Origin of the sequence: Aeromonas sp. ASNIH7, from assembly GCF_002903485.1 — a bacterium.
GTDB lineage: Bacteria > Pseudomonadota > Gammaproteobacteria > Enterobacterales > Aeromonadaceae > Aeromonas > Aeromonas caviae.
In genome coordinates this window covers 1,210,001-1,232,754 of record NZ_CP026226.1, presented here as the reverse complement: position 1 = coordinate 1,232,754, position 22,754 = coordinate 1,210,001, and the positions used below count along the sequence as shown (strand labels likewise).

The following is a 22,754-nucleotide window of genomic DNA, read 5'->3' as shown; positions in this document are numbered from 1 at the left end:
ACAGGGGTTGCAATGAACGCATTGGAAATCAGCGGTCTGAAGAAGACCTATCAGGGGGGCGTCGAAGCCCTCAAGGGCATCGATCTCACCGTCAAACAGGGGGATTTCTTCGCCCTGCTCGGTCCCAACGGGGCGGGCAAATCCACCACCATCGGCGTGATCAGCTCACTGGTCAACAAGAGTGCCGGCAAGGTGAAGGTATTCGGTCATGACATCGATACCGATCTGGAGCTGGCCAAGTCCCAGCTCGGCCTGGTGCCCCAGGAGTTCAACTTCAGCCAGTTCGAGAAGGTGAGCCAGATAGTGACTCATCAGGCCGGTTTCTATGGAGTGCCGCGGGCCGAGGCCAAGGTGCGCGCCGAGAAGTACCTGCGCCAGCTCGATCTGTGGGACAAGCGCGACATGGCCGCCCGCACTCTCTCCGGTGGCATGAAGCGCCGGTTGATGATTGCCCGCGCCCTGATGCATGAGCCCAAGCTGCTGATCCTAGATGAGCCGACCGCCGGGGTGGACATCGAGATCCGCCGCTCCATGTGGAGTTTCCTCAAGGATCTCAACGAGCAGGGGGTGACCATCATCCTGACCACCCACTACCTGGAAGAGGCCGAGATGCTGTGCCGCAACATCGGCATCATCGACAAGGGCCGTCTCATCGAGAACACCAGCATGAAGAGCCTGCTCGGCAAGCTGGGTCGCGAGACCTTCCTGCTGGATCTGGTGCCGGGTTCCACCGTACCGGCCCTGCCCGAGTTCAACGGCCGGATGCAGGATGAGAACACCCTGGAAGTGGAGCTGGAGAAGAGCCAGTCCCTCAACAGCCTGTTCGAGCAGCTCTCCGCCCAGGGGGTGAAGGTGCTCAGCATGCGCAACAAGGCGAACCGGCTGGAAGAGCTGTTCGTCAATCTGGTAGAGGAGGGTCGCAAAGCATGAACCCCATGACCTATTACATCGCCTTCAAGAGCATTCTGGCCAAGGAAGTGAGCCGCTTCACCCGGATCTGGATCCAGACCCTGGTGCCGCCCGCCATCACCATGAGCCTTTACTTCGTCATCTTCGGCAACCTCATAGGCTCGCGCATCGGTGACATGGGGGGCTTCAGCTACATGGAGTTCATCGTGCCCGGCCTCATCATGATGTCGGTCATCACCAACTCCTACTCCAACGTCGCCTCCTCCTTCTACAGCGCCAAGTTCCAGCGCAACGTGGAGGAGCTGCTGGTGGCGCCGGTGCCCAACTACATCATCATCGCGGGGTATGTGGGCGGTGGCGTGGCGCGCGGCCTCTGTGTCGGCCTCATCGTCACCCTGGTGTCGCTGTTCTTCGTGCCGCTGCAGATCCATCACCTGTTCAGCGTCTGCGTGACCGTGCTGCTCACCTCCATCCTCTTCTCCCTGGGGGGGCTCATCAACGCGGTGTTCGCGAAGTCGTTCGATGACATCAGCATCATCCCGACCTTCATCCTGACTCCCCTGACCTATCTGGGGGGCGTCTTCTACTCCATCACCCTGCTGCCGCCGTTCTGGCAGGGGGTTTCCCAGGTGAACCCCATCATCTACATGGTGAACGCGTTCCGCTACGGCTTCCTCGGGATCTCCGACGTGCCCCTCGGCACCGCCTATCTCATCATCATCGGCTTCATCCTGGTGCTCTACGGGATGGCCTGGTGGCTCATCTCCCGCGGCACCGGTCTGCGCCACTGAGGCGCACACCTGCCAGCAAGAAAGGCGCCCTCGGGCGCCTTTTTATTTGCACATGTCGGTCTCAGAGGGCCGGGGCGTCGTAGTCCGCGGGCTCGTCGCTGTAGACGCAGACGTTCCACTTGGCCGCGAGGCCATCATCTGCGAGGCAGTAGCGCTCGAAGAAGGCCTTGATACCGGCGCGCTGGCAGTGGGCCTCGAAGCTCGCCATGTCGCGCCAGATCTCGTTGAAGACGATGGGGAAGCTCTCCCCCTCGGCAAAGGGGCTCTGGATATGGCGGGTGACGATGTACTGCAGGCAGCCATCTTCACGCAGGGTGTCGGGTTCGAGCCCTTGCAGGACGCGGAACAGGGCCTGCTCCTGGCCCGGCTTGGGCTGGAACTGGGCGATGCAGTAAACCTTCTTGGACATCGTGGTCTCCTTGCCGTGTCTCAGCCCCGCAGGGCGACGACCCGGTTGTCGATGAGGCGGGCCTTGCCCAGATAGGCGGCCATCAGGATCACCAGGCGCTGGCTCTCGGCGCTGGCGGATTCCAGGGTGTCGGCATCGACGATGTCGATGGCATCCGTCCTGAATCCCGCGTTGTCGAGGCGTTGGCTGGCCTGGGCAACCAGGGAGGGGAGGTGACTGTTCCCCGTTTCAATCTGCTCGGCAATCCAGTTCATGGTGCGCGCGAGCTCGGGGGCGATGGCCCGTTCGGCAGCGGTCAGATAGCCGTTGCGCGAAGAGAGGGCAAGCCCGTCTTCGGCCCGCACGGTCGGCACGCCCACGATCTCGATGGGCATGGCCATGTCGGCCACCATCTTGCGAATGAGCGCGAGCTGCTGGTAATCCTTCTCGCCAAAGCAGGCCACGTTCGGCTGTACCAGATTGAACAGCTTGGTGACCACGGTGCTGACCCCGCGAAAATGCCCCGGACGCAGCGCCCCTTCCAGCAGGCTGGAGATGCCGGGCACCTCGACGAAGGTCTGGCTGGCGAGCCCCTGGGGATACATGATCTCCGGCGTCGGTGTGAAGACCAGGTCCACACCGGCGGCCTCCAGGGCGGCGCAATCCTGCTCCAGGGTGCGGGGGTAGTTGGCGAGATCCTCGGCCTTGTCGAACTGCAAGGGGTTCACAAAGATGCTGACCACCACCTTGTCGCCATGGCGGCGGGCCTCCTCGACCAGGGTGAGATGACCCTGATGCAGATTGCCCATGGTGGGCACGAATGCGATGGCGCGGCCTTCGCGATGCCATTGACCGATCTGCTCGCGCAGCGCGGCGGGATTGTTCACAACCAACATCGTCAGTTCACCTTCAGATGAATCAATAAAAGAGGGGGCCGTCAGGGGGAGGGCGAGACGGGGGCACAGGCCCCCGCGCTCATGACGACAGAAAGTCAGTTGAAGCAGTGCTCGGGGCCGGGGAAGGTCCCCTCGCTCACCTGCTGCACGTAGAGACGAATGGCGGCACGCATGTCACCGGTCTCGGCCAGGAAGTTCTTGGTGAACTTGGGCACATAACCCGAGGTGATGCCGAAGGCATCGTGCATCACCAGGATCTGGCCGTCGGTGGCAGGGCCGGCACCGATGCCGATCACCGGAATGCGCAGCGCCTTGGTGATGCGCTCTGCCAGAGAGACGGGCACGCACTCGAGCACCAGCAACTGGATGCCGGCCGCTTGCAGCTCCAGTGCCTGGCGGTAGATCTCCTGGGCGTGGAATTCGTCGCGCCCCTGCACCTTGAAGCCGCCAAACACGTGGACGGATTGCGGGGTCAGGCCGAGATGGCCGCACACCGGCACCCCATTGCGGGTCAGGTGGCGGATGGAGTCGCACAGCCAGTCCCCCCCTTCCATCTTCACCATGCGGGCACCGGCCGCCATCAGGCGCGCCGCGTTCTGGTAGGTCTGCTCCGGGGTGGCGTAGCTCATGAACGGCATGTCGGTCACCACCAGGGCATTGGTGGTACCGCGCACCACGCAGCGGGTGTGATAGACCATCTCGTCCATGCTGACCGCCAGGGTGTCGTCTCCGCCCTGCAATACCATGCCGAGGGAGTCGCCGATGAGCAGCACCTGGGCGCCCTCGTCGTCGAACAGCTTGGCGAAGGTGGCGTCATAGGCGGTGATGGCGGTGATTTTCTGTCCGTCCTGCTTCATCTTCTGCAGGTGGGTAATGGTGATCTTGCTCATTACGTTGTTCCTACTCTTCTCTACTCGCCTGCTGCACCGGCCAGGATCGCGAGTCCATTGCGCGGGCAGCGGGCAACCAGTTCGGTGAGCGGGGTGCCGCAGGGCAGCACCAGGGAGGGGGCTATCTCGGCAAGGGGCAGCAGGACGAACTCCCGCTCCTTCATGCCATAGTGAGGCACCGTCAGGCGCTCATGTCGGATGACCTCGTCACCGTACAGCAGCAGATCGAGATCCAGGGTCCGGGGGCCCCAGCGCTCATCCTTGCGCACTCGCCCCTGTGCCTGCTCGATGCGCTGCAGCTCGTCCAGCAGCGCCAGAGGGCTGAGGCGAGTGGCAAGGCGCGCCACGGCATTGACGTAGTCCGGCTGATCCGCAGGGCCCATGGGGCGGCTGCCGTAAAGGTGGGAGGTCTGCAGCAGCTCTGACTCGGGCAGGGTCGCCAGCGCGGCGATGGCGCGACGAGCCTGGCCGAGGGGGTCGGCCAGGTTGGAGCCGATGGCGACGAAGACCTCGATCATCGGCGGATCCTTACTCCGCCGACTTCGGCTTGCGGCGACGGGGGCGACGGCGGTTGCGGCCATTGCCGCTGCGCTTCTCGCCATCACCGCTGCGGGAGTCGGCGCGCTCGCCGCTCGCCGGGCGGCGGGTCGCCTCCCGTTGCAGTTGCGGGCGCACATCCGGGTTGGAGGCCACATAGCGCTCCCACCAGCTCGCCAGCTCGCCGAGGCCGCGCTCGACCCGGTTGCGCAGCAACAGGAAGTCGAAGGCCGCACGGAATTTCGGGTGCTCCATGGCGCGCTCGGGGTGCTTGCCCTGGCGGCGGGTCAGGCGCTGCTGCAGGGCCCAGATGTCGCGCACGTCCGTGGTGAAGCGGCGCGGCACGGCGATGATCCGCACCTGGTTGTCCAGCACCTCGTTGATGGCCAGCATGAAGGCATCGTACCAGGGCAGACCGCTCTCGTTTTCCAGCACCCGGCCGCGGGCCTCGACGGCGCCCCACAGCAGGGTGGCGTAGAGGAAGGCGGGGGTGACGCGCTTCTCTTCACGGACCCGGGTATCGGTGTCCATCAGCGCCTGCTCGATGAACTGCTCGTAGGGCGAGTTGCCGTGGGGCGTGAACAGGGCGGCTACCTGGGGGAACAGCGGCTGGAACAGCCCGTATTCCCGCAGCAGCTTGTAGGTGGCCAGACCGTCCCCCGCCAGGAACAGCTTGAGGGTCTCCTCGAACAGGCGGGCGGCCGGGATGTCCTGCAGCAGCGGGGCGAGCTCCCGGATGGGCGCGGCGGTGCGCGGGCTGATGGTCATGTCGAGCTTGGCGGCGAAGCGCACGGCACGCAGCATCCGCACCGGATCTTCCCGGTAGCGGGTCTCGGGGTCACCGATGAGCTCCAGCCTGCGCGCGGCCAGATCTTCCAGCCCGCCCTCGAAATCGTGCAGGGTGAAATCCTTGGCGCTGTAGTAGAGGGCGTTGACGGTAAAGTCGCGACGCTCGGCATCCTCTTCGATGGTGCCGTAGACGTTGTCCCGCAGCAGCATGCCTTCATCGGACTGGGCCGACACATGCTTGCTGGTATTGACCTGATGGTGGTGACCCCGGAAGGTGGCCACTTCGATCACGTCACGACCAAAGACGATGTGGGCCAGGCGGAAACGGCGGCCAATCAGGCGGCAGTTGCTGAACAGCGCCTTGATCTGCTCCGGCGTCGCGTCGGTGGCGATGTCGAAATCCTTGGGGGTCTTCCCGAGCAGCAGGTCACGGACGCCGCCGCCGACCAGGTAGGCCTCATAGCCCCCCTTGTTCAGGCGATAGAGCACCTTGAGGGCATTCTCGCTGATCTCTTTGCGCGAAATCGGGTGCTGGTCACGGCTCAAGGTACGGCGCTGTCCGGCGACACGGGCCGGAATGGGGGACTCCACCGACTGCTCGCCGTCTTCCTTGCCGAGCACTTTGCGGCAAAAGTTTGCGATCTGGGAAAAAATGGTACACCTCGTTATGACTTCAAATTGACGGGAGGCCAAAAAAATAGCGGCCTATCATAGCTCAGCCCCAACCAAATGAGAAACGGTGTGGCCTGCTTCCCCTTGATTGGTCCTTTTGGGGCAAGAAATGCAGCCGGGGCTAGCTTTGCCCTTGCGGGATCTTCTGCTGGCGGGGTACCCGGGCCAGCTGCCAGTGGGCGATGCCCCAGCCGATGATCTCGTCGATCCGGCTCGCCATCAGCTCGGGCGGCGGGCACTGACCGAGAAAGTGCAGCGCCTGCCACAGGGCCGGTCGTACCTCGTCCTGCGACAGCGCCGGCGCATGGTTCTGCTTGGAGAGCTTGTTGCCATCCGCTTGCACCGCCAGCGGCAAGTGCACCCAGGCGGGCACCTCTGCCCCCAGGGTCTGGTAGAGGGCAATCTGGCGCACAGTGGGCTCCAGCAGATCGGCGCCGCGGACGATCTCGGTGATGCCGCTGTCCATGTCATCCACCACCACCGCCAGGTTGTAGGCGTAGAGCCCGTCCCGGCGGCGCACGATGAAGTCCTCCTCCGCCAGCGCCGCGGGGACGGTGATCTCTCCCTGCAGCGCATCCTCGAACCGATAGACCGGGTGGTGCTGGCGCAAACGGGCGGCACACCCCTCGGCGGTCAGCCCCAGGGTGCGGCAATGACCGTTGTAGAACCCCCCTGCGGCCATGATTTCGCGTCGGGTACAGCGACACCAGTAGAGATCCCCGGCCCGATAGAGCTGATCGATGATCTCGTCATAGCGGCCATGGCGCGCGCTCTGGAACATCACCTCCCCATCCCAGCCAAGACCGTGTGCCTCCAGGGTGGTGAGGATAAGGTCAGCCGCTCCCGGCATCTCCCGCGGGGGGTCGATGTCTTCGATGCGCACCAGCCAGCGTCCCTGCTGCGCCCTGGCCTGCAAGAAGCTGCCAAGGGCGGCGACCAGGGAGCCGAAGTGGAGCGGACCGGACGGTGAGGGGGCGAAGCGGCCCACATAGGGGCGTCGGGAGGGGGGGGATGTCATGACCATGGCAATTCGGGTAGGCGATGCATTGAGGCTGCATTCTGGGACGGCCCGACCAAAAGCTCAATAAAAAAGGGAGCCTGGGCTCCCTTTTCGTTCCTGTGGATGGGCGGCATCAGCCAGCCATCTGTTTTTCCTTGATCTCGGCCAGCGTCTTGCAGTCCACGCAGAGGTCTGCGGTCGGACGGGCTTCCAGACGGCGGATGCCGATCTCGATGCCGCAATGCTCGCAGTAACCGAAGTCATCTTCTTCGAGCAGCAGCAAGGTTTTCTCGATCTTCTTGATCAGCTTGCGTTCACGGTCGCGGGTGCGCAGTTCGAGAGCAAACTCTTCTTCTTGCGCGGCGCGATCCACGGGATCCGGGAAGTTGGCAGCCTCATCCTTCATGTGGTCGACGGTGCGGTCAACTTCCTGCATCAGTTGGTTGCGCCAGGCTCCCAGGATCTTGCGAAAATGTACCTTCTGTTGGTCATTCATGTACTCCTCACCGGCTTTCATCTGGTAAGGCTCTACACCCGCAATGGCCAGGGGGCCCAGAGATTTCCTGTTTTCGCCTGTTGGCATGCCCTGTCTCCTAATTCAGCACGCTACCCGTGCCATCCATAAATTGAGGGCGACATCTATAGCAGAAGGGTCAACGGGAGGCAAACAAGCCTTATCAATAATGTTACCCACTTCTGCATTTATTCTCTGCCCTCGGGTAGCATATGGTCAGATTCAAATGGGATAAAATCCTGAGCCACCATGCCCTGCACCCCAACATGGGGGCGATAGCATAAAATTTCAACCCCTGCCGCCATAGCCTGTTCAACAAGCTGACTATAGTGCGGATCGATATGGGCTGCAGGGCGCATTCTCGCGATGCCGGAGTGCAATACCATGAACAGCAGCACGGCCCGGTGCCCTGCCGCCTTCATGGCCATCAATTCACGCAAGTGCTTGGCGCCGCGGGTGGTGACCGCATCGGGGAAGTACCCCATGCCGGGTTGCTCCCGCTCGTCGAGCAGGGTGACGGATTTCACCTCGATGTAACAATCCGGTCTGTGGTCATCTTCCAGCAGCAGGTCGATGCGGCTGTTCTCTTCCCCGTATTTCACTTCGGTGCGCAGCCTGGCATAGCCTGCCAGGGGGGCGAGGGCGCCCTGTTCGATGAGCTCCCGGGCGATCTGGTTGGCACGGGCCGTGTTGACGCAGATGAAGTGACCCGCCGGGCTCTCGGCGATTTCCCAACTGTTTGGCAGCTTGCGCTTGGGGTTGTCGGATGTGGAGTACCAGACCCGGGTGCCCGGCAGGGCGCAGCCGGTCATGGCACCGGTATTGGCGCAGTGGATGGTGATCACCTCGCCGTTGTCGAGCGTGACATCCGTCAGAAAGCGCTTGTAGCGGGAGATCAGCTGCCCGGACTGCAGGGGGGGATCGAAGATCATGGGGTGAGCTCCTCGCGGTGCGGGTTTTTGACGCGGGCCCGCAGGGGCCAGCAGGCGAGCGGTTCGTAGTGGACGCCGTCCGGCGTGCTGACGGATTGATAGAGGCAGAAGCGATCGGCCCTGAGCAGAAAATCCGGCGCAGGCAGCTCGCCGGGGGCCTCGCCCGCCTTGCGCGACAGGGTGACGTGGGGGCGATAGCCCTGCTCGCCGTTGCCCAGCCCGAGTTTTTCACCGTGGCGGCGCAGTGCCCTCGCGAGCACAGTCAGCTCGTTCGGCCACTCACCGGGCCCCACCCAGGCGGCTTTGGCGCGCTGAAACCAGCCGGTCTGATCCAGATGGACGCTGAAAGGGGGGCAGTGCTGTCGCTCGGCGACCGCGATCAGGCGAGCCTGGGTCGTTTCGTCGGCCTCCCCGAGAAAGGCCAGGGTCAGGTGCAGGTTGCTCTCGGGCACCGGCTGGCCGGGCCAGGGGCGCTGGTCTCGCCAGGTCGCAAGCTCGGGGGCAAGCTCTGGCAGGGGCAGGGCAAAGAAGAGTTTGGGCATGCGGCGTGTCGGTCCTCGTGATGGGCATCGGATAAGGGCCATTCTATGGCAGCCGCTCCCGGGATGTCTTGCCGTGTTGCACCTGACGCTTCCTGCCCCTGCCCGGCAGGGGCGCTTACGATGGCCGGGAGGCTGTGGCAGAATGGACCCCTTTTCAGAAGTGTCACAGAAGGTGCCCATCGCTTTGTCTTCCCTCCCCATCGTCCCGGTGTTGCCCGAACTCTTTGCAGCCCTCGACAGCCATACCAGCGTGATCCTGCAGGCGCCCCCCGGCGCTGGCAAATCGACCCTGCTGCCCCTGGAGCTGGTGCGCCAGCACCGGCTGCCCGGGCGCATCATCATGCTGGAGCCCAGGCGCCTCGCGGCGCGCAACATCGCGAGCTTCCTCGCGCGTCAGCTGGGGGAGAAGGTGGGCGAGCGCATCGGCCTGCGAGTGCGCGGGGAGAGCCGCACCAGCAGCCAGACCCGGCTCGAGATCGTGACCGAGGGGGTGCTGACCCGGATGCTGCAGCAGGATCCTGAGCTCACCGGCGTGTCGCTCGTCATCTTTGACGAGTTCCACGAGCGCAGCCTGCACGCCGATACCGCGCTGGCCTTCGCCATCGAAAGCCAGCAGGGGTTGCGCGATGATCTCAAGCTGCTGGTGATGTCCGCCACCCTGGATGGCATGGCCCTGGAGCGCCTGCTGCCAGGTGCCCCCGTGGTGCGCTCCGAGGGGCGCGGCTTTCCCATCGAGTACCACTATCGCCCCGCCAATCGCCAGCAGTGGCTGGAGCCCCAGGTTGGCGCCGTGGTGCTGGAGGCGCTCGCCAGTCAGGCTGGCAGTGCCCTGGTGTTCCTGCCGGGACAGGGGGAGATAGAGCGGCTGGCACAGTGGCTGGAAGGGCGGTTGCCAGGGGATGTGACCCTGGCTCCCCTTTATGGCCGTCTTGACCTCGCGGCCCAGCAAGCGGCCATCGAGCCTGCGCCTGCGGGTCGTCGCAAGCTGGTGCTCACCACCAACGTGGCGGAGACCTCCCTCACCATCGAGGGGATCTCCGTGGTCATCGACAGCGGGCTGGAGCGGCGGGCCACCTTCGATATCAAGAGCGGCGTCACCCGGCTGGAGACCCGGCCCATCGCCAAAGCCTCCGCCACCCAGCGGGCGGGGCGGGCAGGGCGGCTTGGCCCCGGCGTCTGCTACCGGCTCTGGAGCAGCGAGGTGCAGGAGCGCCTCGCCGAGCAGAGTCCCCCCGACATCCTGACGCAAGAGCTCACCGGCCTGCTGATGGACGCCGCCCAGTGGGGGGCCCGGGTGGAGGCGCTGCCCCTGCTGGACATGCCGCCCCCTGCCGCCGTGGCCAGCGCCCGGCGGTTGCTGGTGGCCCTGGGCGCCATGGCCCCGGAGGGTGAGCAACAACTTACCCCGGCAGGCCGTGCCATGGCGGCCTTCGGCACCCATCCCCGCCTCGCCCGCATGTTGCTGCGGTCCCGGGAGCTGGAATCCGAGGGTCTGACAGGGATTGTCGCCGATGCGGCTTTCCTGGTGGCGCTGCTGGAAGAAGATCTGCGAGGATCGGAGCGCTTGTCCGTGTTGTTCCACCGCCGTCAGGGCGCCCTGCGCCAGGGAGCGGCCCGCTGGTTCGAGCGGCTCGGTGTACGGGCAAGCAGCCCGCAGGGTCAATGGCTGGGGTTGCTGTGCGCCCTCGCCTGGCCCGATCGCATCGGCAAGCTGCGCAGTGGCAGCCGCTATCAGCTCAGTGGCGGGGTGAGCTGCGATCTGGTAGAAGGGCATCCCTGCCAGGGGCAGGGGGCCATCGTGGCCGTCGAAATGGGTCAGAACGAGCGCGGCAGCCGCATTTTCATCGCCGAGCCGGTGGCGCTGGATGAGTTGGTGCGCCAGCTGCCCGAGCTGGTCGGCGAGCGCCAGTGGTTCGACTGGGACGATCGGGAGGAACGGGTGCGTGCGGAGCGCCAGCAGGTGCTCGGCGAGCTGGTGCTCGGCCAGCGGCCGCTGACGGATCTCTCCGATGAACAGAAGGGGCGCTGCCTGCTGCAGGGCATCCGGCGCAAGGGGCTGCACGTGCTGCCCTGGGACGAGAGCAGCGAGGGGCTGCTGGCCCGCTTGCGCTGCGCCCGCGACTGGCTGCCCGACGAAGCCTGGCCCGCCATGGATGAGGAGAGCCTGCTGGCCGACCTCGAGCAGTGGCTGCTGCCGGCGGTGAGCGGCATGACCCGGCTGGAGCAGTTGAAGCGGCTCGACATGAGCGACATCCTGCGCCAGTCTCTGCCCTGGCCCCTGCCAAGGCGGCTGGACGAGGCGCTGCCGAGCCACTTCACCGCACCGACCGGCAGCCGGGTACGGATCCGCTACCAGCCGGGTCAGGCGCCAGCGATCCCGGTGCGCATCCAGGAGATGTTCGGGCTGGGCGCCACCCCATGCGTGGCCGATGGCCGGGTCCCCCTGGTGGTGGAGCTGCTCTCCCCGGCCCAGCGCCCCTTGCAGATCACCGCGGATCTCGCCGCCTTCTGGGCGGGATCCTATGAGCAGGTGAAAAAAGAGATGAAGGGGCGCTACCCCCGTCACTACTGGCCGGACAACCCGCTGGAGGCGATGCCGACCCGGGTGACCAAGAAGAAGATGGGATTGCAGGAGTAGCCGACGGGACAGTGATCGGTCGGTACGATCAGAACAAGATGGCGGTGGCACAGTCCCCCTCCACAACAGGCATCGCAGGCCGCTCGCATCAGCGGGATGGCGAGGAGAACGACAAGAGGATTTATGGCAACCCAACGACGCAAGCGCACGCCCAAGAAGGCGGCGCCCAAACGCACCATCTGGCGCACCCTGTTCTGGCTGGGCTTCAAGCTCTCTCTGGTGGTGGCGGCCTTCATGGTGGTGTTTGGCATCTATCTCGACACCAAGGTGCGCGAGCGCTTCGACGGCGAGAAGTGGCAGTTGCCGGTGATGGTCTACAGCCGCCCGCTGGAGCTCTATCCCAGCCAGCGGCTCTCCCAGACCCAGATGCTGCGCGAGCTCAACATGCTGAGCTACAAGCAGGTGCGTCAGCCTCATACCCCGGGTGAGTACGCGGTGAGCGGTAATCGCATCGAGCTGGTGCGCCGGCCGTTCGAGTTCCACGACGGTGCCGACGGCGCCCGTGGCCTGCGTCTCACCTTCAACGGGGCGCGCCTCGAGGGGATCCAGTCCCTGGAGAACCAGCGTCAGCTCGGCTATGCCCAGATGGACCCGGTGCTGCTCGATCGCCTCAACACCGAGGATCGGGAGGACCGCCTGCTGGTGCGCCTTTCCGAGGTGCCGGACAGCCTGCTGGTGACGTTGCTCACCACGGAAGACAGGGACTTCTACCAGCACGGCGGTGTCTCGCCGGTGGCCATCATGCGCGCCATGGCAGCCAACCTGCTGGCGGGGCGCACCGTGCAGGGGGGCAGTACGCTCACCCAGCAGCTCGCCAAGAACTTCTTCCTGACCCGTGAGCGCAGCCTGTGGCGCAAACTGCAGGAAGCCTACATGGCGGTGCTCATCGACTACCGCTACAGCAAGGACGAGATCCTGGAGGCCTACCTCAACGAGGTCTATCTGGGGCAGAACTTCTCCCAGGGGGTCTACGGCTTCGGGCTCGCCTCCTACTTCTACTTCGGTATTCCGGTCAACGAGCTGGACATCGATCAGGTGGCCCTGCTGGTGGGCATGGTGAAGGGCCCCTCCTATTACGATCCCTGGCGCTTCCCCGACCGGGCCAAGGCGCGCCGGGATCTGGTGCTGAAACTGCTGGCGGATCACGGCAGCCTGACCCAGGCCGAGTATGACCTGGCCAGCAAGCAGCCCCTTGGCATCATCGCCCGCGGCCAGATGAGCTATGGCCGCACCCCGGCCTTCATGGGGCTGCTCAAGCGGGAGATCCAGAACCGCTTCGGCCCGGATCTGCTCAAGCAGTCCGGCCTCAAGATCTTCACCAGTCTGGATCCCATCGCCCAGCACGCCGCCGAGCAGGCGGTGGAGTCGGGTCTGGCCACCATCGAGAAGCAGCGTGGCAAGAAGAAGCTGGAGGCTGCCATGGTGGTCTCCGACTGGCACAAGGGCGAGGTGGTCGCCATGGTGGGGGGACGGGATCCCCGCTACGCCGGCTTCAACCGGGCGCTGGATGCCCGCCGTCAGATTGGCTCCCTGGTCAAACCGGCGGTCTACCTGACCGGCCTCTCCAACGGCCTGACCCTGGGCACGCCGCTTAAAGATCAGCCGATCCGCATTCGCGGCCAGGATGGCCAGATCTGGACGCCGCAGAACTACGACCGCAAGTTCCGCCAGAGCGTGCCCCTGATGGAGGCGCTTGCCAGCTCCCTCAACGTGCCGACCGTCAACCTCGGTATGCAGATAGGCCTGGACAAGGTGGTGGACACCCTGCACAAGCTGGGGGTGCAGCAGGAGATCCAGCCCTATCCGTCCCTGGTGCTGGGGGCGGTGGCGCTCTCGCCCATGGAGGTGAACCAGATGTACCTGCCCATTGCCAACCAGGGGTTGACCCAGCCCCTGTCGGCCATCCGGGCCGTGGTGAATGGCGAGGGGCGCCAGCTCTACCAGCATGACGAAGCGGCCAAGCGGGTGACGGATCCCCAGGCAAGCTGGCTGACCCTGTTCGCCATGACCAAGACGGTGAGCCAGGGGACGGCCCGGGCGCTCGGTGCCAAGTTCCCCGGGGCCACCATGGCCGCCAAGACCGGTACCACCAACGAGCTGCGTGACTCCTGGTTTGCCGGGATGGACAACAACGAGCTGGTGAGCGTCTGGGTCGGCCGTGACGACAACACCCCGGCCGGGTTGACCGGTGCCAGTGGCGCCTTGCAGCTGTTCAGCGGCTACATGAGCCAGCGAGGGGTCAACAGCCTGGGGCTGAAGATGCCCGAAGGGGTGAGCTGGGCCAACTTCTCCCGCTCGAGCGGTGCCCGGGTGGCCAGCGATTGTCCCGGCAGTCTCCAGGTGCCGGCCAAGCTGGCCGGTCTGGCCGAGCCCATGAGCTGTGCCAGCCCGGTTTCGGACCCGGCGAATGCCCTGGACAACTGGTTCAACGGTTTCTTCAACTGACGAAGACGGGCAGCACAGGCTGCCCGTTTTGCAAGGATTGCCATGACCCATCCCCTGTTTGAGGCCATCCATCACGTGGCCATCATCGCCAGCGACTATCCGCGCTCGCGCCACTTCTATCACCAGGTGCTGGGGTTGCCCATCATTGCCGAGACCCTGCGGGCCGAGCGTCAGTCGTGGAAGCTGGATCTGGCGCTGCCGGACGGCAGCCAGCTGGAGCTGTTCAGCTTCCCGGCGCCGCCACCGCGCCCCTCCCGGCCGGAGGCGTGCGGGTTGCGCCACCTGGCGTTTCGGGTGGCGGATCTCGACCGGGTCATCGCCCACCTGGAGCAGCAAGGGGTGGAAGTGGAGCCGGTGCGGGTGGACGAGCTGACCGGCAAGCGCTTTACCTTCTTCGCCGACCCCGACGGCCTGCCGCTGGAGCTGTACGAGGCAGCGCGTTAGGCTGCCTGTTGCAATCTGGGTGATCGGTTTGACCATGAAAAAAGCCGCCCTGGGAACAGGGCGGCTTTTTTCATGGGGTTGGAGAGGGGATCATGCTGTGGTCAGCAGGGCGACCGCCACCGCCATCACCATCATGCCGAGCCAGCCGACGGGTCTGAGGCGCTCGCCGAACAGCAGCAGGCCCCCGAGGGCGGTGCCCAGGATGCCGATGGCACCCCAGGTGGCATAGGCCACGGCCAGGTCGATCTTGCCGGTACTGACCGCCTCGCTGAGCAGAGTGAAGGCACAGAGCACCAGCAGAATGCCGAGGACGCCCCACCCCTTGTCGCGAAAACCGACGGAGCGGTTGATCGCCATGTTGGCGCCGATATCCAGCAGGGCGGCGCCCAGTACGATGATCAACGGGTGCATGGGGCTTCCCTCCTCTGGCGGGTGGGGGCTGGTGCATCATGGGTCTCGCCCAGGGTCACCATGACAATCCCCACTATGGCCAGCGCCAGTCCGATCCACTCCTGGATGCTCAGCTCGTAGCCGAGGAACAGGACGGAGACGGCGGTGATGAGGGCGATCCCCAACCCTTCCCACAGCGCAAACGCGATACCAATGGAGATTGTCCTGGCGGCCTTGGCGAGCAGCAGGTAGGAGAGGGTGATGAGGAGCCACATCGGCAGATAGTGGATCCAGCCGCTCGCGCTCTCTGGAATCAGGGCCATGGAGGAGGTGCCGGCGACCTCGGTCAGGATGGCCCCTGTCAGAAAGAGGCGGGCCAAAAGCAGGGGACGGGATGACATGCAGTTTCCTTCTGTTGCTGCGATGAAGAGAGGATAACGGCACCCGAAACGGCAAGGTTATCGCTGAGCGTCGAGAAAGCTGTCGCTGCTTGTTTGCCTTGGGGGCGGGCCAGGGGATAAGGTGGTGATGGAATAATCTGCCGCCAGTTTGAAGCCATGAAGCTAAATCAGATACAACTCTTTGTAGAAACAGCAGACAGTGGTTCGATAGCCAATGCCGCCAGACGACTTGGCAAGAGTCGCAGCGCCGTGAGCTCGGCGATTGCAACCCTGGAAGTGGAGCTTGGCGTCGAACTTTTCGAACGAGGGACGAATCAGAGCCGACTGACCGAAATCGGCGAGCAAGTGCTGGACGACTGTCGGCGGCTGTTGCAGGCCGCCAACAGCCTGAAGCTCAAGTGCGAGCACCATGCCTCCGGTGCCGAGGTGGCGCTGCGGGTAGCCCGGGACGACGCCATTCCCGAGGTGGTATGGCGCGAGATGCTGGGGGCGCTGCGTCGCCAGTTTCCGGGCACCAGCATCTCCCTGGTGCTGGCCTCACCGCCGGAGCTGCCGGCCCTGGTGGAAGAGGGGTTCGTGGATGCCGCCTTCGGCCTCATCACCGAGGAACAGGAGCGCAGCGGTCTTTGCATCGACGTGCTCAATCCGATCCGCACCCTGATGGTGGTCGCACCAAGCCACCCGCTGGCTGGGCTGAAGCGGGTGTTGCAGCAGGATCTGACCGATCACACCCAGGTCACCCTCTCCTATGTGGACGCGTTTTCGGTCAAGAGCCTGCTGCCCATCGGAGGGCAGCATATCGGGTTGTCGAGTTTCGAACTGATGCGGGATGCGGTGCTGGATGGTCTGGGTTGGGCGGTGCTGCCTTCACCCCTCATCCAGAGCCAGCTGCGCCTGGGAGAGCTGCTGACCCTGAAGCACAAGTTCAGTCTGCAGTGGCGCGATTACGGAGTCTATCTGTCGGAGAACGCCCATCACGGCAAGGTGCTGGCCTGGCTGAAGAAGGCAATAGAAGCCTATCTCGAACCCTTCGAGTAGCCGCCAACCGGGGCGGGCACCCCGGTTGGCAGTGAGAGGGGATCAGCGCAGGCCGTGACGGGGGACGCGCTGGCGGGAGCGAAATGGCAGCAGCAGGAGGCCGAGCAGCAGATCCCCCGCCAGGGAGGCCAGCAGACCCGCCGCCACGCCGCAGAAAATGGCGGCCTGTTTGAGGGGGACCACATAGCCGTAGTTGTGCAGGGTATCCTGCCAGAGGGCGGGATCGGCGCGCAGCAACAGGTGGGAGAGCTGCTGGTACCAGGGACTCTCCCGCACGGCGATCTCCCCCTGAAGGTGCTGCTGCTGGTTGACCAGTTGCTGGAGGCTGGTGGCATCCTGGGTGAAGACGGGATCCTGGCTGGCACCGTAATGGGCGACCAGCGCCTGCAGATCGCCATTGAAGTGCTGGTCCGCCGTGCGCTGGAAGGGGGCCAGCGCCAGACCGGCTTGCTGCAGCCGGGCATCCAGCCGCTGGAAGTAGAGATCGACCAGCCCGGGGATCTGTACACCTGCCAGCAAACCGAGGGCAAACAACATCATGCGAAGGTAGCTGCGCATCATCATCATCCTGAACGAAGGGAGCGCCCATACTAGCCGCAACCGGTGGGAGAGCCAAGGAGGGGACGCGCTTGCCCACCCGGTCGGCGGCGCCAAAAGAAGAGCCGATGGAATACCTTTGTTACACGAATTCTTACACTTTTGTGATGCAAGTCATCTTGCGGCTGGCCTAGAATGAGCGTTTTTCGAAGGACACGTCGGCATGAGCAAGTTCATTCCTTTCTATCTGGCCGGGGGCCTAATCGCCTTCAGTTGGGGCGCCCTGCCTGAGCACGGCCCCTGGGATGGGTGGGATCTCGCCCTCTTCCAGCTGGTCAATGGCTGGATTGGCCACTCCCCCCGTTGGGCCGATCTGGTGGCCATCACCAACAACCGCCTGTTCGATCTGGCCGCGCTGGCCTGCATGGGCGGGATCCTTGCAAGTTGCTTCTTCCGTGCCGACGGGCAGGAGCGCCGTCGTCTGGTGGCCATGGGGGTCGTGATGCTGCTGGGGGCCCTGGTGATCAATCAGCTCGGGCATCTGTTGCCGGTCAGCCGTCCCAGCCCCACCTTGATGGTGGACGGGGCACTGCGCCTGACCGAGATCAGTGCGATTCCCACCAAGGACTCCGCCGGTGACAGCTTCCCCGGTGATCACGCCCTCTTCCTGATGATCTTCGCCGGTTTTGCCCTGCGCTATCTGCCGCGCTGGGCCGGGGTAGTTGCGGTGGTGATGGTGCCCCTGTTTTCGGCGCCCCGCATCCTGGCTGGTGCGCACTGGATGACGGACGTCTATGTGGGCGCTCTTTGCCTCTCCCTGATCTGCCTGCCGCTGCTGTTGCTCACTCCCGTGTCGGATCGCCTGATCGACCGCCTGGCTCCCCGGCTGCCACGCTGGATTGCCTGACGGAGAATGAAAAAAGAAGGCGGGTCACCCCGCCTTCTTTCGTTTACGCCTCACCGGTGCTGTGGTCGTCGCGAAATGACCAGGACTACGCCCGATGAGCCCGGGCTGTCGCCCTCCCAACCAGTATGGATAGCCCCATTCGGGTTCTGCCAGCCAAAATAGTCGGGGCTAAACGTTTGCACCCGTCGTCTCATGATCCTGGCCAGGATTTTTTCCCTCCGCTGCCTTAGAATCGCCGCCCGTTGTTGGAGGTCTCCCCATGCTTGTCACTTTTCTGCGTTTCTTGTTTATCGGTTGTGCTCTGGTCTTTCTCTTTATGCTGGTCCGTGCCTGGTGGCACAAACGGCGTCATGGCCAGCTCGAAGCCACCCCTTTCTGGCCGGTGGCGGCCATCGGTTTTGTGGCCAATTTTCTCGATACCCTGGGGGTGGGGAGCTTTGCGGTGAAGACCGCCTGCTACAAGCAGTTCAGGCTGATCGATGATCGGGTGCTGCCCGGTACCCTCAACGGCCAGTGCGTGCTGCCGACCGTGACCCAGGCTCTCATCTTCATCGGCGTGGTCAACGTGGATCCCGTCACCCTCATCAGCATGATGGCGGCGGCGGCGGCCGGTGCGGCCTGGGGCGCCCGTTACGTGGCTTCCTTTGATCGCCAGACCATCCGGCTGGTAATGGCGGTCTCCCTGCTGGTGGTCGCCGGTCTCATCTTTGCCGGTCTGCTCGGGCTCTTCCCCCTCGGTGGCGAGGCCATGGGGCTGAGCGGTTACAAGCTGGGGATCGCCCTTGCCGGCAACTTCCTGTTCGGAGCTCTGATGAACGTCGGTATCGGCCTGTTCGCCCCCTGCATGACCCTGGTCTATCTGCTCGGCATGAACCCGCTGGTGGCCTTCCCCATCATGATGGGATCCACCGCCGTGCTCAGCGTCTTCTCGGCGGGGACCTTCATTCGCAAGGGGGCTTTCGATGCGCGGGCCGTGCTGGCGGTGGCCATCTTCGGCCCCATCGGCGTGGTGCTGGCGGCCATGCTGGTCAAATCCATGGAGATGGAGATGCTCAAATGGCTGGTGGCCTTCATCGTCATCTATACCTCCTGGACCATGTACGCCTCCTGGCGGGCGGCGCGGCGACAGCCAGCGCCCGCGCTGGCAGAGGCGACGAGCTAGCTGGCGTCGGCGAGGCCCGCCTGCACGGGCACCCCGCGTTGGTATGTCATCCCGCTCGCCCGGTCCTGGCGCGTCTTCTGATGCCTCTGGCAGCCCCCTCCGAGTGGGCAGTCTGTTGGCTGGAGGCGACCAGTGCGGCTTCCGCCCTGGCACCGAGAAACACATAGAGCCCCAGCGCCAGCAGCAACCCCACGGCGCAGCCCATCACCCCCACCGCAGGCCAGAGCAGTTCGCTCTGGCCGAGGGATCCCTTGAACAGCAGCAGCAACCCCTCGATGGAGACCGCGATCAGGATGGCGGCGATAAAGCGGGTAATGGTGCGCCGGATTGCGCTGTGGCGGAAGATGTCCTTATGCAGCAGCACCTCCTCTTCGAGGATGGTCTTGCCGAGATCGAACACCGCCAGCGCGAGCGTGAGGAAGATGATGGCGCTGAAGGCTCCCAGTCGGTTCTGCTGGGTGCCGCACAGCAGCAGATAGAGCTGTTCCAGCCCGTGCCAGATGAGGGTGCCGACGATGAGAAACAGGGCCAGACTCAGGACGACGTAGACGGCCCTGAACCAGGGAATGGCGCGCCGCCGCTCCCTGTCCCCCATCAGCCAGGCGATCAGCTGGTGCAGGTTGATCTCCAGCTCCCGGCCATGGCCCTGCACCAGCAGGCGCAGCTGCCCCTGGGCCGCCGGAACGGGCGCCAGTATGGCTGGCCTGATCTGGGGGGCCAGGCTCTTCACCTCCTCGACGAAGGCATAGGTCTTGAGAGACGCCTCGGGGAGGGTGAGCAGCCCCAACAGCAGGGGGGCCAGCTCGGTTTCGTACTCCTGATAGCGCCGCAGCACATCGATGGGGCTCATCTCTGCCATATACACCTCGGTCCAATGGGCTCCTGAAGCAGGGGCCTGCAAATTGTGGGCCTGATTTATGACAGCCCGTGTACGGCGCGGCGCACCAGCAGGTGGCAAGGTTCCGGTGAGGGACTTAAAGATGCACCACTACGGTGCCTTGTCGGGACGAGCAAACAAAAAAGGGCCCCATCGGGGCCCTCTGCACATCTTGCGGCTTGTCAGCCAGCCAGCTTGGCGAAGCTGCGCTCGGCGGCCGCCAGAGTGTGTTCGATCTCCTTGTCCCCGTGGGCAAGCGACAGGAAGCCCGCCTCGTAGGCGCTCGGTGCCAGATAGACACCCTCCTCCAGCATCAGATGATAGAAGCGCTTGAAGCGTTCCATGTCGCAGCGGGTCACCTGCTCGTAGCGGGTGATCTCGGGCTCGTCGGTGAAGAAGAAGCCGAACATGCCGCCCACGTAGTTGATGGCAAGCGGGATGCCGTACCTGGCTGCGGCGGCTTTCAGCCCTTCGGCGACACGGGCGGTCTTGGTGCTCAGCTGCTCATAGAGGCCCGGCTCCAGCAGCAGATCCAGCATGGTGAGGCCGGCGGCCATGGCCACGGGGTTGCCGGAGAGGGTACCAGCCTGATAGACGGGGCCGGTCGGGGCTATGTGCTGCATCACCTTCTTCTTGCCGCCGAAGGCGCCCACCGGCATGCCGGCACCGATGATCTTGCCGAGGGTGGTGAGATCCGGGTCGATGTTGTAGTGGCCCTGGGCACCACGCAGGGAGACGCGAAAACCCGTCATCACCTCGTCCAGGATCAGCAGGGCGCCGAACTCGTCACAAATGGCGCGCAGCCCTTCCAGGAAGCCGGGCACCGGCGGGATGCAGTTCATGTTGCCGGCTACCGGCTCGACGATGATACAGGCGATCTCGCTGCCGTACTGGGTGAAGGCTTCGCGCACCGAGTCCAGATCGTTAAAGACACAGGTGAGCGTGTGTTTGGCGAAATCGGCGGGTACGCCCGGGCTGTTGGGCTGACCCAGGGTCAGGGCGCCGGAGCCAGCCTTGACCAGCAGGGAGTCGGCGTGGCCGTGGTAGCAGCCTTCGAATTTGACTATCTTGTCGCGGCCGGTGTAGCCGCGGGCCAGCCGGATGGCGCTCATGGTCGCCTCGGTGCCGGAGTTGACCATCCGCACCTGCTCCATGGAGGGGACGATCTGGCGCACCTTCTCGGCCATCAGCACTTCGATCTCGGTCGGCGCGCCGTAGCTCAGCCCTTTTTCCACTGCCTTGATGACGGCGGCCTTGATGGCCGGGTGGTTGTGGCCCAGCAGCATGGGGCCCCAGGATCCGATGTAATCCACATAGGCCTGACCATCCACGTCATAGAGGTAGGCGCCATCGGCGTGATCGATGAAGCGGGGTGTACCGCCGACCCCGTTGAAGGCGCGGACCGGTGAGTTGACGCCACCGGGAATGGTCTGGCGGGCCTGTTCAAACAGCTGATCTGATTTTGACATGGATCATCCTTAATGGGATTTTGGTCGTTACCCGGGCGCAGGCTGCCGATTGCGGCTCGGCAGGGGATGGCGGGAGGAGTATGCTTTGCGCTCTCGCCCCGGACTCTCGCCCGTGATACATGAAACGGGCCGACTATAGCAGAAAGGCCCAGAGCTGGGCAGCCGAGGCCGAGGTGTGTCTGGTCCTCGTTAGATGAGCGTGATTATCCATGGAGCAACAAGCCATTCCTTCCGCCGACGCGGCCTCGCTGCGTCGTCCTCCAGTCTTGCAGCGCCTGATACGGCGGGACAAGATGCCGCTGCTGGTGCTCCTGTTGGCGGCCCTGGTCGGCCTGCTGGCAGGCCTGGTGTGCGGATTGTTCGAGTCTTGCGTTCACTGGCTGGCCCAGCAGCGTGTCGACTTGCTGGCCGATCGCCCCTGGTGGCAGCTTGGCCTGCTCGGCTTTGGTTTCAGCGCCCTGCTGGGGTTGGTCGGCTATTTCCTCACTCATGCCTTTGCCCCCGAGGCGGGGGGATCCGGTATCCCGGAAATTGAAGGGGCCATGGACGACCTGCGCCCGGTACGCTGGTGGCGGGTGTTGCCGGTGAAGTTTTTTGGCGGGGTCTGTACCCTGAGTTCCGGCATGGTGCTGGGGCGGGAGGGGCCCTCGGTGCAGATAGGGGGCAACCTCGGCAAGATGGTGGCGGATATCTTCCGGTTGCCCAAGGAGCATGGCCATGCCCTGCTGGCTGCCGGTGCGGCGGGTGGTCTCGCTGCGGCCTTCAATGCCCCGCTGGCAGGGATACTGTTTGTCATGGAAGAGATGCGACCGCAATTTCGCTACTCCTTCCTCGCCATCAAGGCGGTCGGGATTTCGGCCGTCATGGCGACCCTGATGCTGCAGAACATGAAAGGGCAATCCCCCGTCATCATGCTGCCTCACTACGACGCTCCGGCCTTGAAGGCGCTCTGGCTGTTTCTTTTCATGGGGGGCTGCTTTGGTGTGCTGGGGTTCGTCTTCAACAAGCTGGTGCTCGCCTGTCAGGATGGTTACCTGGCATTGCATCAGAACAAGCGCCACCGCTTCGTCATCATCGGCATGGGGGTGGCTGGAACCTTTGGCATGCTGTCGCTGTTCGCCCCTTCTGTCACTGGAGGGGGTATCGAGCTCATCCCGCATCTGACGGGGGGAGACTATGCGATGGCGACGCTCTTCATCATCTTCTCGGTGCGACTGGTGGGTACCCTCATCTGCTTTTGCTCGGGGGCCCCTGGTGGTGTCTTTGCGCCGACCCTGGCACTGGGCACCCTGTTCGGGGTGATCTTTGGTCACCTGTTCCACTCTGCATTTCCCGATCTCGGCATCGAACCGGGCGCCTTTGCCATCGCCGGCATGGGGGCGCTTTTCGCCGCCACCGTACGTGCCCCCATTACCGGCATCGTGCTGGTGACAGAGATGACCGACAACTATCAGCTGATCCTGCCCATGATGATCACCACCATAGGGGCAACCCTAGTGGCGCAATGGTTGGGGGGGCGTCCCATCTATTCCCAGATCCTGGAGCGAACTTTACGGCTTGCTGCGCGTCAAAACCGGGGTGAAAGC

23 protein-coding genes (1 of these 23 cut by a window edge) are annotated in these 22,754 nt (G+C 64.3%); 9 read left to right on the top strand and 14 right to left on the bottom strand.

Features of this window, described 5'->3' with window-relative positions; all coding sequences use genetic code 11:
- Positions 1-12 precede the first annotated feature (12 nt).
- Together C2U47_RS05590 and C2U47_RS05585 are read left to right on the top strand one after the other, a co-directional pair.
- Positions 13-930: an ABC transporter ATP-binding protein gene (locus tag C2U47_RS05590; RefSeq protein ID WP_039040845.1), complete on the top strand. Its 918-nt coding sequence runs from the start codon at positions 13-15 to the stop codon at positions 928-930.
- Positions 927-1,700 carry an ABC transporter permease gene (locus tag C2U47_RS05585; RefSeq protein WP_010675577.1) on the top strand — a complete coding sequence of 258 codons (774 nt, stop codon included), beginning with the start codon at positions 927-929 and terminating at the stop codon, positions 1,698-1,700. Before C2U47_RS05590 ends, C2U47_RS05585 begins: the two co-directional genes overlap by 4 nt.
- Before the next feature lie 61 nt (positions 1,701-1,761).
- Here the strand turns inward: C2U47_RS05585 and C2U47_RS05580 are convergent, their stop codons facing one another.
- From C2U47_RS05580 to thpR, 9 genes are all read right to left on the bottom strand, one after another.
- Positions 1,762-2,109: a putative quinol monooxygenase gene (locus tag C2U47_RS05580; RefSeq protein WP_010675576.1), complete on the bottom strand. Its 348-nt coding sequence runs from the start codon at positions 2,107-2,109 to the stop codon at positions 1,762-1,764.
- 20 nt (positions 2,110-2,129) lie between these two features.
- Positions 2,130-2,984: a pantoate--beta-alanine ligase gene (gene panC, locus C2U47_RS05575; protein WP_049635993.1), complete on the bottom strand. Its 855-nt coding sequence runs from the start codon at positions 2,982-2,984 to the stop codon at positions 2,130-2,132.
- A 95-nt stretch (positions 2,985-3,079) separates the two neighbouring features.
- Positions 3,080-3,874 (bottom strand): 3-methyl-2-oxobutanoate hydroxymethyltransferase, encoded by a 795-nt coding sequence (gene panB, locus C2U47_RS05570; RefSeq protein ID WP_042864977.1) that lies wholly within the window; start codon positions 3,872-3,874, stop codon positions 3,080-3,082.
- A gap of 20 nt (positions 3,875-3,894) precedes the next feature.
- Complete coding sequence (folK, locus tag C2U47_RS05565; protein ID WP_039040848.1) at positions 3,895-4,392, bottom strand: 2-amino-4-hydroxy-6-hydroxymethyldihydropteridine diphosphokinase; 498 nt, start codon at positions 4,390-4,392, stop codon at positions 3,895-3,897.
- A 10-nt stretch (positions 4,393-4,402) separates the two neighbouring features.
- Positions 4,403-5,893: a polynucleotide adenylyltransferase PcnB gene (gene pcnB / locus C2U47_RS05560; RefSeq protein WP_029314802.1), complete on the bottom strand. Its 1,491-nt coding sequence runs from the start codon at positions 5,891-5,893 to the stop codon at positions 4,403-4,405.
- 100 nt (positions 5,894-5,993) lie between these two features.
- On the bottom strand, positions 5,994-6,896 hold the full coding sequence (gene gluQRS / locus C2U47_RS05555) for a tRNA glutamyl-Q(34) synthetase GluQRS (RefSeq protein WP_049635992.1): 903 nt from the start codon (positions 6,894-6,896) through the stop codon (positions 5,994-5,996).
- 109 nt (positions 6,897-7,005) lie between these two features.
- Complete coding sequence (gene dksA, locus C2U47_RS05550; protein ID WP_029314801.1) at positions 7,006-7,455, bottom strand: RNA polymerase-binding protein DksA; 450 nt, start codon at positions 7,453-7,455, stop codon at positions 7,006-7,008.
- A gap of 119 nt (positions 7,456-7,574) precedes the next feature.
- Positions 7,575-8,318: a DNA/RNA nuclease SfsA gene (sfsA, locus tag C2U47_RS05545; protein ID WP_049635991.1), complete on the bottom strand. Its 744-nt coding sequence runs from the start codon at positions 8,316-8,318 to the stop codon at positions 7,575-7,577.
- The gene (gene thpR, locus C2U47_RS05540; protein ID WP_049635990.1) at positions 8,315-8,860 is read right to left on the bottom strand and encodes an RNA 2',3'-cyclic phosphodiesterase; all 546 of its coding nucleotides are present in this window, start codon (positions 8,858-8,860) and stop codon (positions 8,315-8,317) included. Before thpR ends, sfsA begins: the two co-directional genes overlap by 4 nt.
- 184 nt (positions 8,861-9,044) lie before the next feature.
- Here thpR and hrpB point away from each other — a divergent pair, with 184 nt between their 5' ends.
- From hrpB to gloA2, 3 genes are all read left to right on the top strand, one after another.
- Positions 9,045-11,498, top strand: a complete 2,454-nt coding sequence (gene hrpB / locus C2U47_RS05535) for an ATP-dependent helicase HrpB (protein WP_043155750.1) — start codon at positions 9,045-9,047, stop codon at positions 11,496-11,498.
- 123 nt (positions 11,499-11,621) lie between these two features.
- Positions 11,622-13,943: a penicillin-binding protein 1B gene (mrcB, locus tag C2U47_RS05530; RefSeq protein ID WP_010675566.1), complete on the top strand. Its 2,322-nt coding sequence runs from the start codon at positions 11,622-11,624 to the stop codon at positions 13,941-13,943.
- Between the two features lie 42 nt (positions 13,944-13,985).
- Positions 13,986-14,387 carry an SMU1112c/YaeR family gloxylase I-like metalloprotein gene (gene gloA2, locus C2U47_RS05525; protein ID WP_043155748.1) on the top strand — a complete coding sequence of 134 codons (402 nt, stop codon included), beginning with the start codon at positions 13,986-13,988 and terminating at the stop codon, positions 14,385-14,387.
- Between the two features lie 90 nt (positions 14,388-14,477).
- Here gloA2 and C2U47_RS05520 read toward each other — a convergent pair whose 3' ends face one another.
- Positions 14,478-14,798, bottom strand: coding sequence for an SMR family transporter (locus C2U47_RS05520; RefSeq protein ID WP_010675564.1), 321 nt, complete (start codon positions 14,796-14,798; stop codon positions 14,478-14,480).
- Entirely contained in the window at positions 14,786-15,178 is a 393-nt protein-coding gene (locus C2U47_RS05515) for a DMT family transporter (protein ID WP_043155747.1), read from the bottom strand. Before C2U47_RS05515 ends, C2U47_RS05520 begins: the two co-directional genes overlap by 13 nt.
- A gap of 156 nt (positions 15,179-15,334) precedes the next feature.
- Between C2U47_RS05515 and C2U47_RS05510 the strand changes: the two genes are divergently transcribed.
- Positions 15,335-16,216 carry a LysR family transcriptional regulator gene (locus C2U47_RS05510; RefSeq protein WP_043155746.1) on the top strand — a complete coding sequence of 294 codons (882 nt, stop codon included), beginning with the start codon at positions 15,335-15,337 and terminating at the stop codon, positions 16,214-16,216.
- Positions 16,217-16,258: 42 nt separating this feature from the next.
- Here the strand turns inward: C2U47_RS05510 and C2U47_RS05505 are convergent, their stop codons facing one another.
- Positions 16,259-16,774, bottom strand: coding sequence for a DUF2937 family protein (locus tag C2U47_RS05505; RefSeq protein ID WP_010675561.1), 516 nt, complete (start codon positions 16,772-16,774; stop codon positions 16,259-16,261).
- 202 nt (positions 16,775-16,976) lie between these two features.
- On the opposite strand from C2U47_RS05505, the gene C2U47_RS05500 reads away from it, so the two are divergent.
- Entirely contained in the window at positions 16,977-17,660 is a 684-nt protein-coding gene (locus C2U47_RS05500; protein WP_010675560.1) for a phosphatase PAP2 family protein, read from the top strand.
- Between the two features lie 259 nt (positions 17,661-17,919).
- On the top strand, positions 17,920-18,822 hold the full coding sequence (locus tag C2U47_RS05495; protein ID WP_043155745.1) for a sulfite exporter TauE/SafE family protein: 903 nt from the start codon (positions 17,920-17,922) through the stop codon (positions 18,820-18,822).
- A gap of 46 nt (positions 18,823-18,868) precedes the next feature.
- On the opposite strand, the gene C2U47_RS05490 is transcribed toward C2U47_RS05495, so the two are convergent.
- Together C2U47_RS05490 and hemL are read right to left on the bottom strand one after the other, a co-directional pair.
- Positions 18,869-19,681 carry a hypothetical protein gene (locus C2U47_RS05490; protein WP_042016292.1) on the bottom strand — a complete coding sequence of 271 codons (813 nt, stop codon included), beginning with the start codon at positions 19,679-19,681 and terminating at the stop codon, positions 18,869-18,871.
- Positions 19,682-19,881: 200 nt separating this feature from the next.
- The gene (hemL, locus tag C2U47_RS05485) at positions 19,882-21,168 is read right to left on the bottom strand and encodes a glutamate-1-semialdehyde 2,1-aminomutase (RefSeq protein ID WP_043155744.1); all 1,287 of its coding nucleotides are present in this window, start codon (positions 21,166-21,168) and stop codon (positions 19,882-19,884) included.
- A gap of 209 nt (positions 21,169-21,377) precedes the next feature.
- On the opposite strand from hemL, the gene clcA reads away from it, so the two are divergent.
- Positions 21,378-22,754 carry the 5' portion of a H(+)/Cl(-) exchange transporter ClcA gene (gene clcA / locus C2U47_RS05480; RefSeq protein WP_039040862.1) on the top strand. Its footprint extends 18 nt past the window's final position, so the window shows 1,377 of its 1,395 coding nt (coding positions 1-1,377); it begins with the start codon at positions 21,378-21,380; its stop codon lies off the right edge, out of view.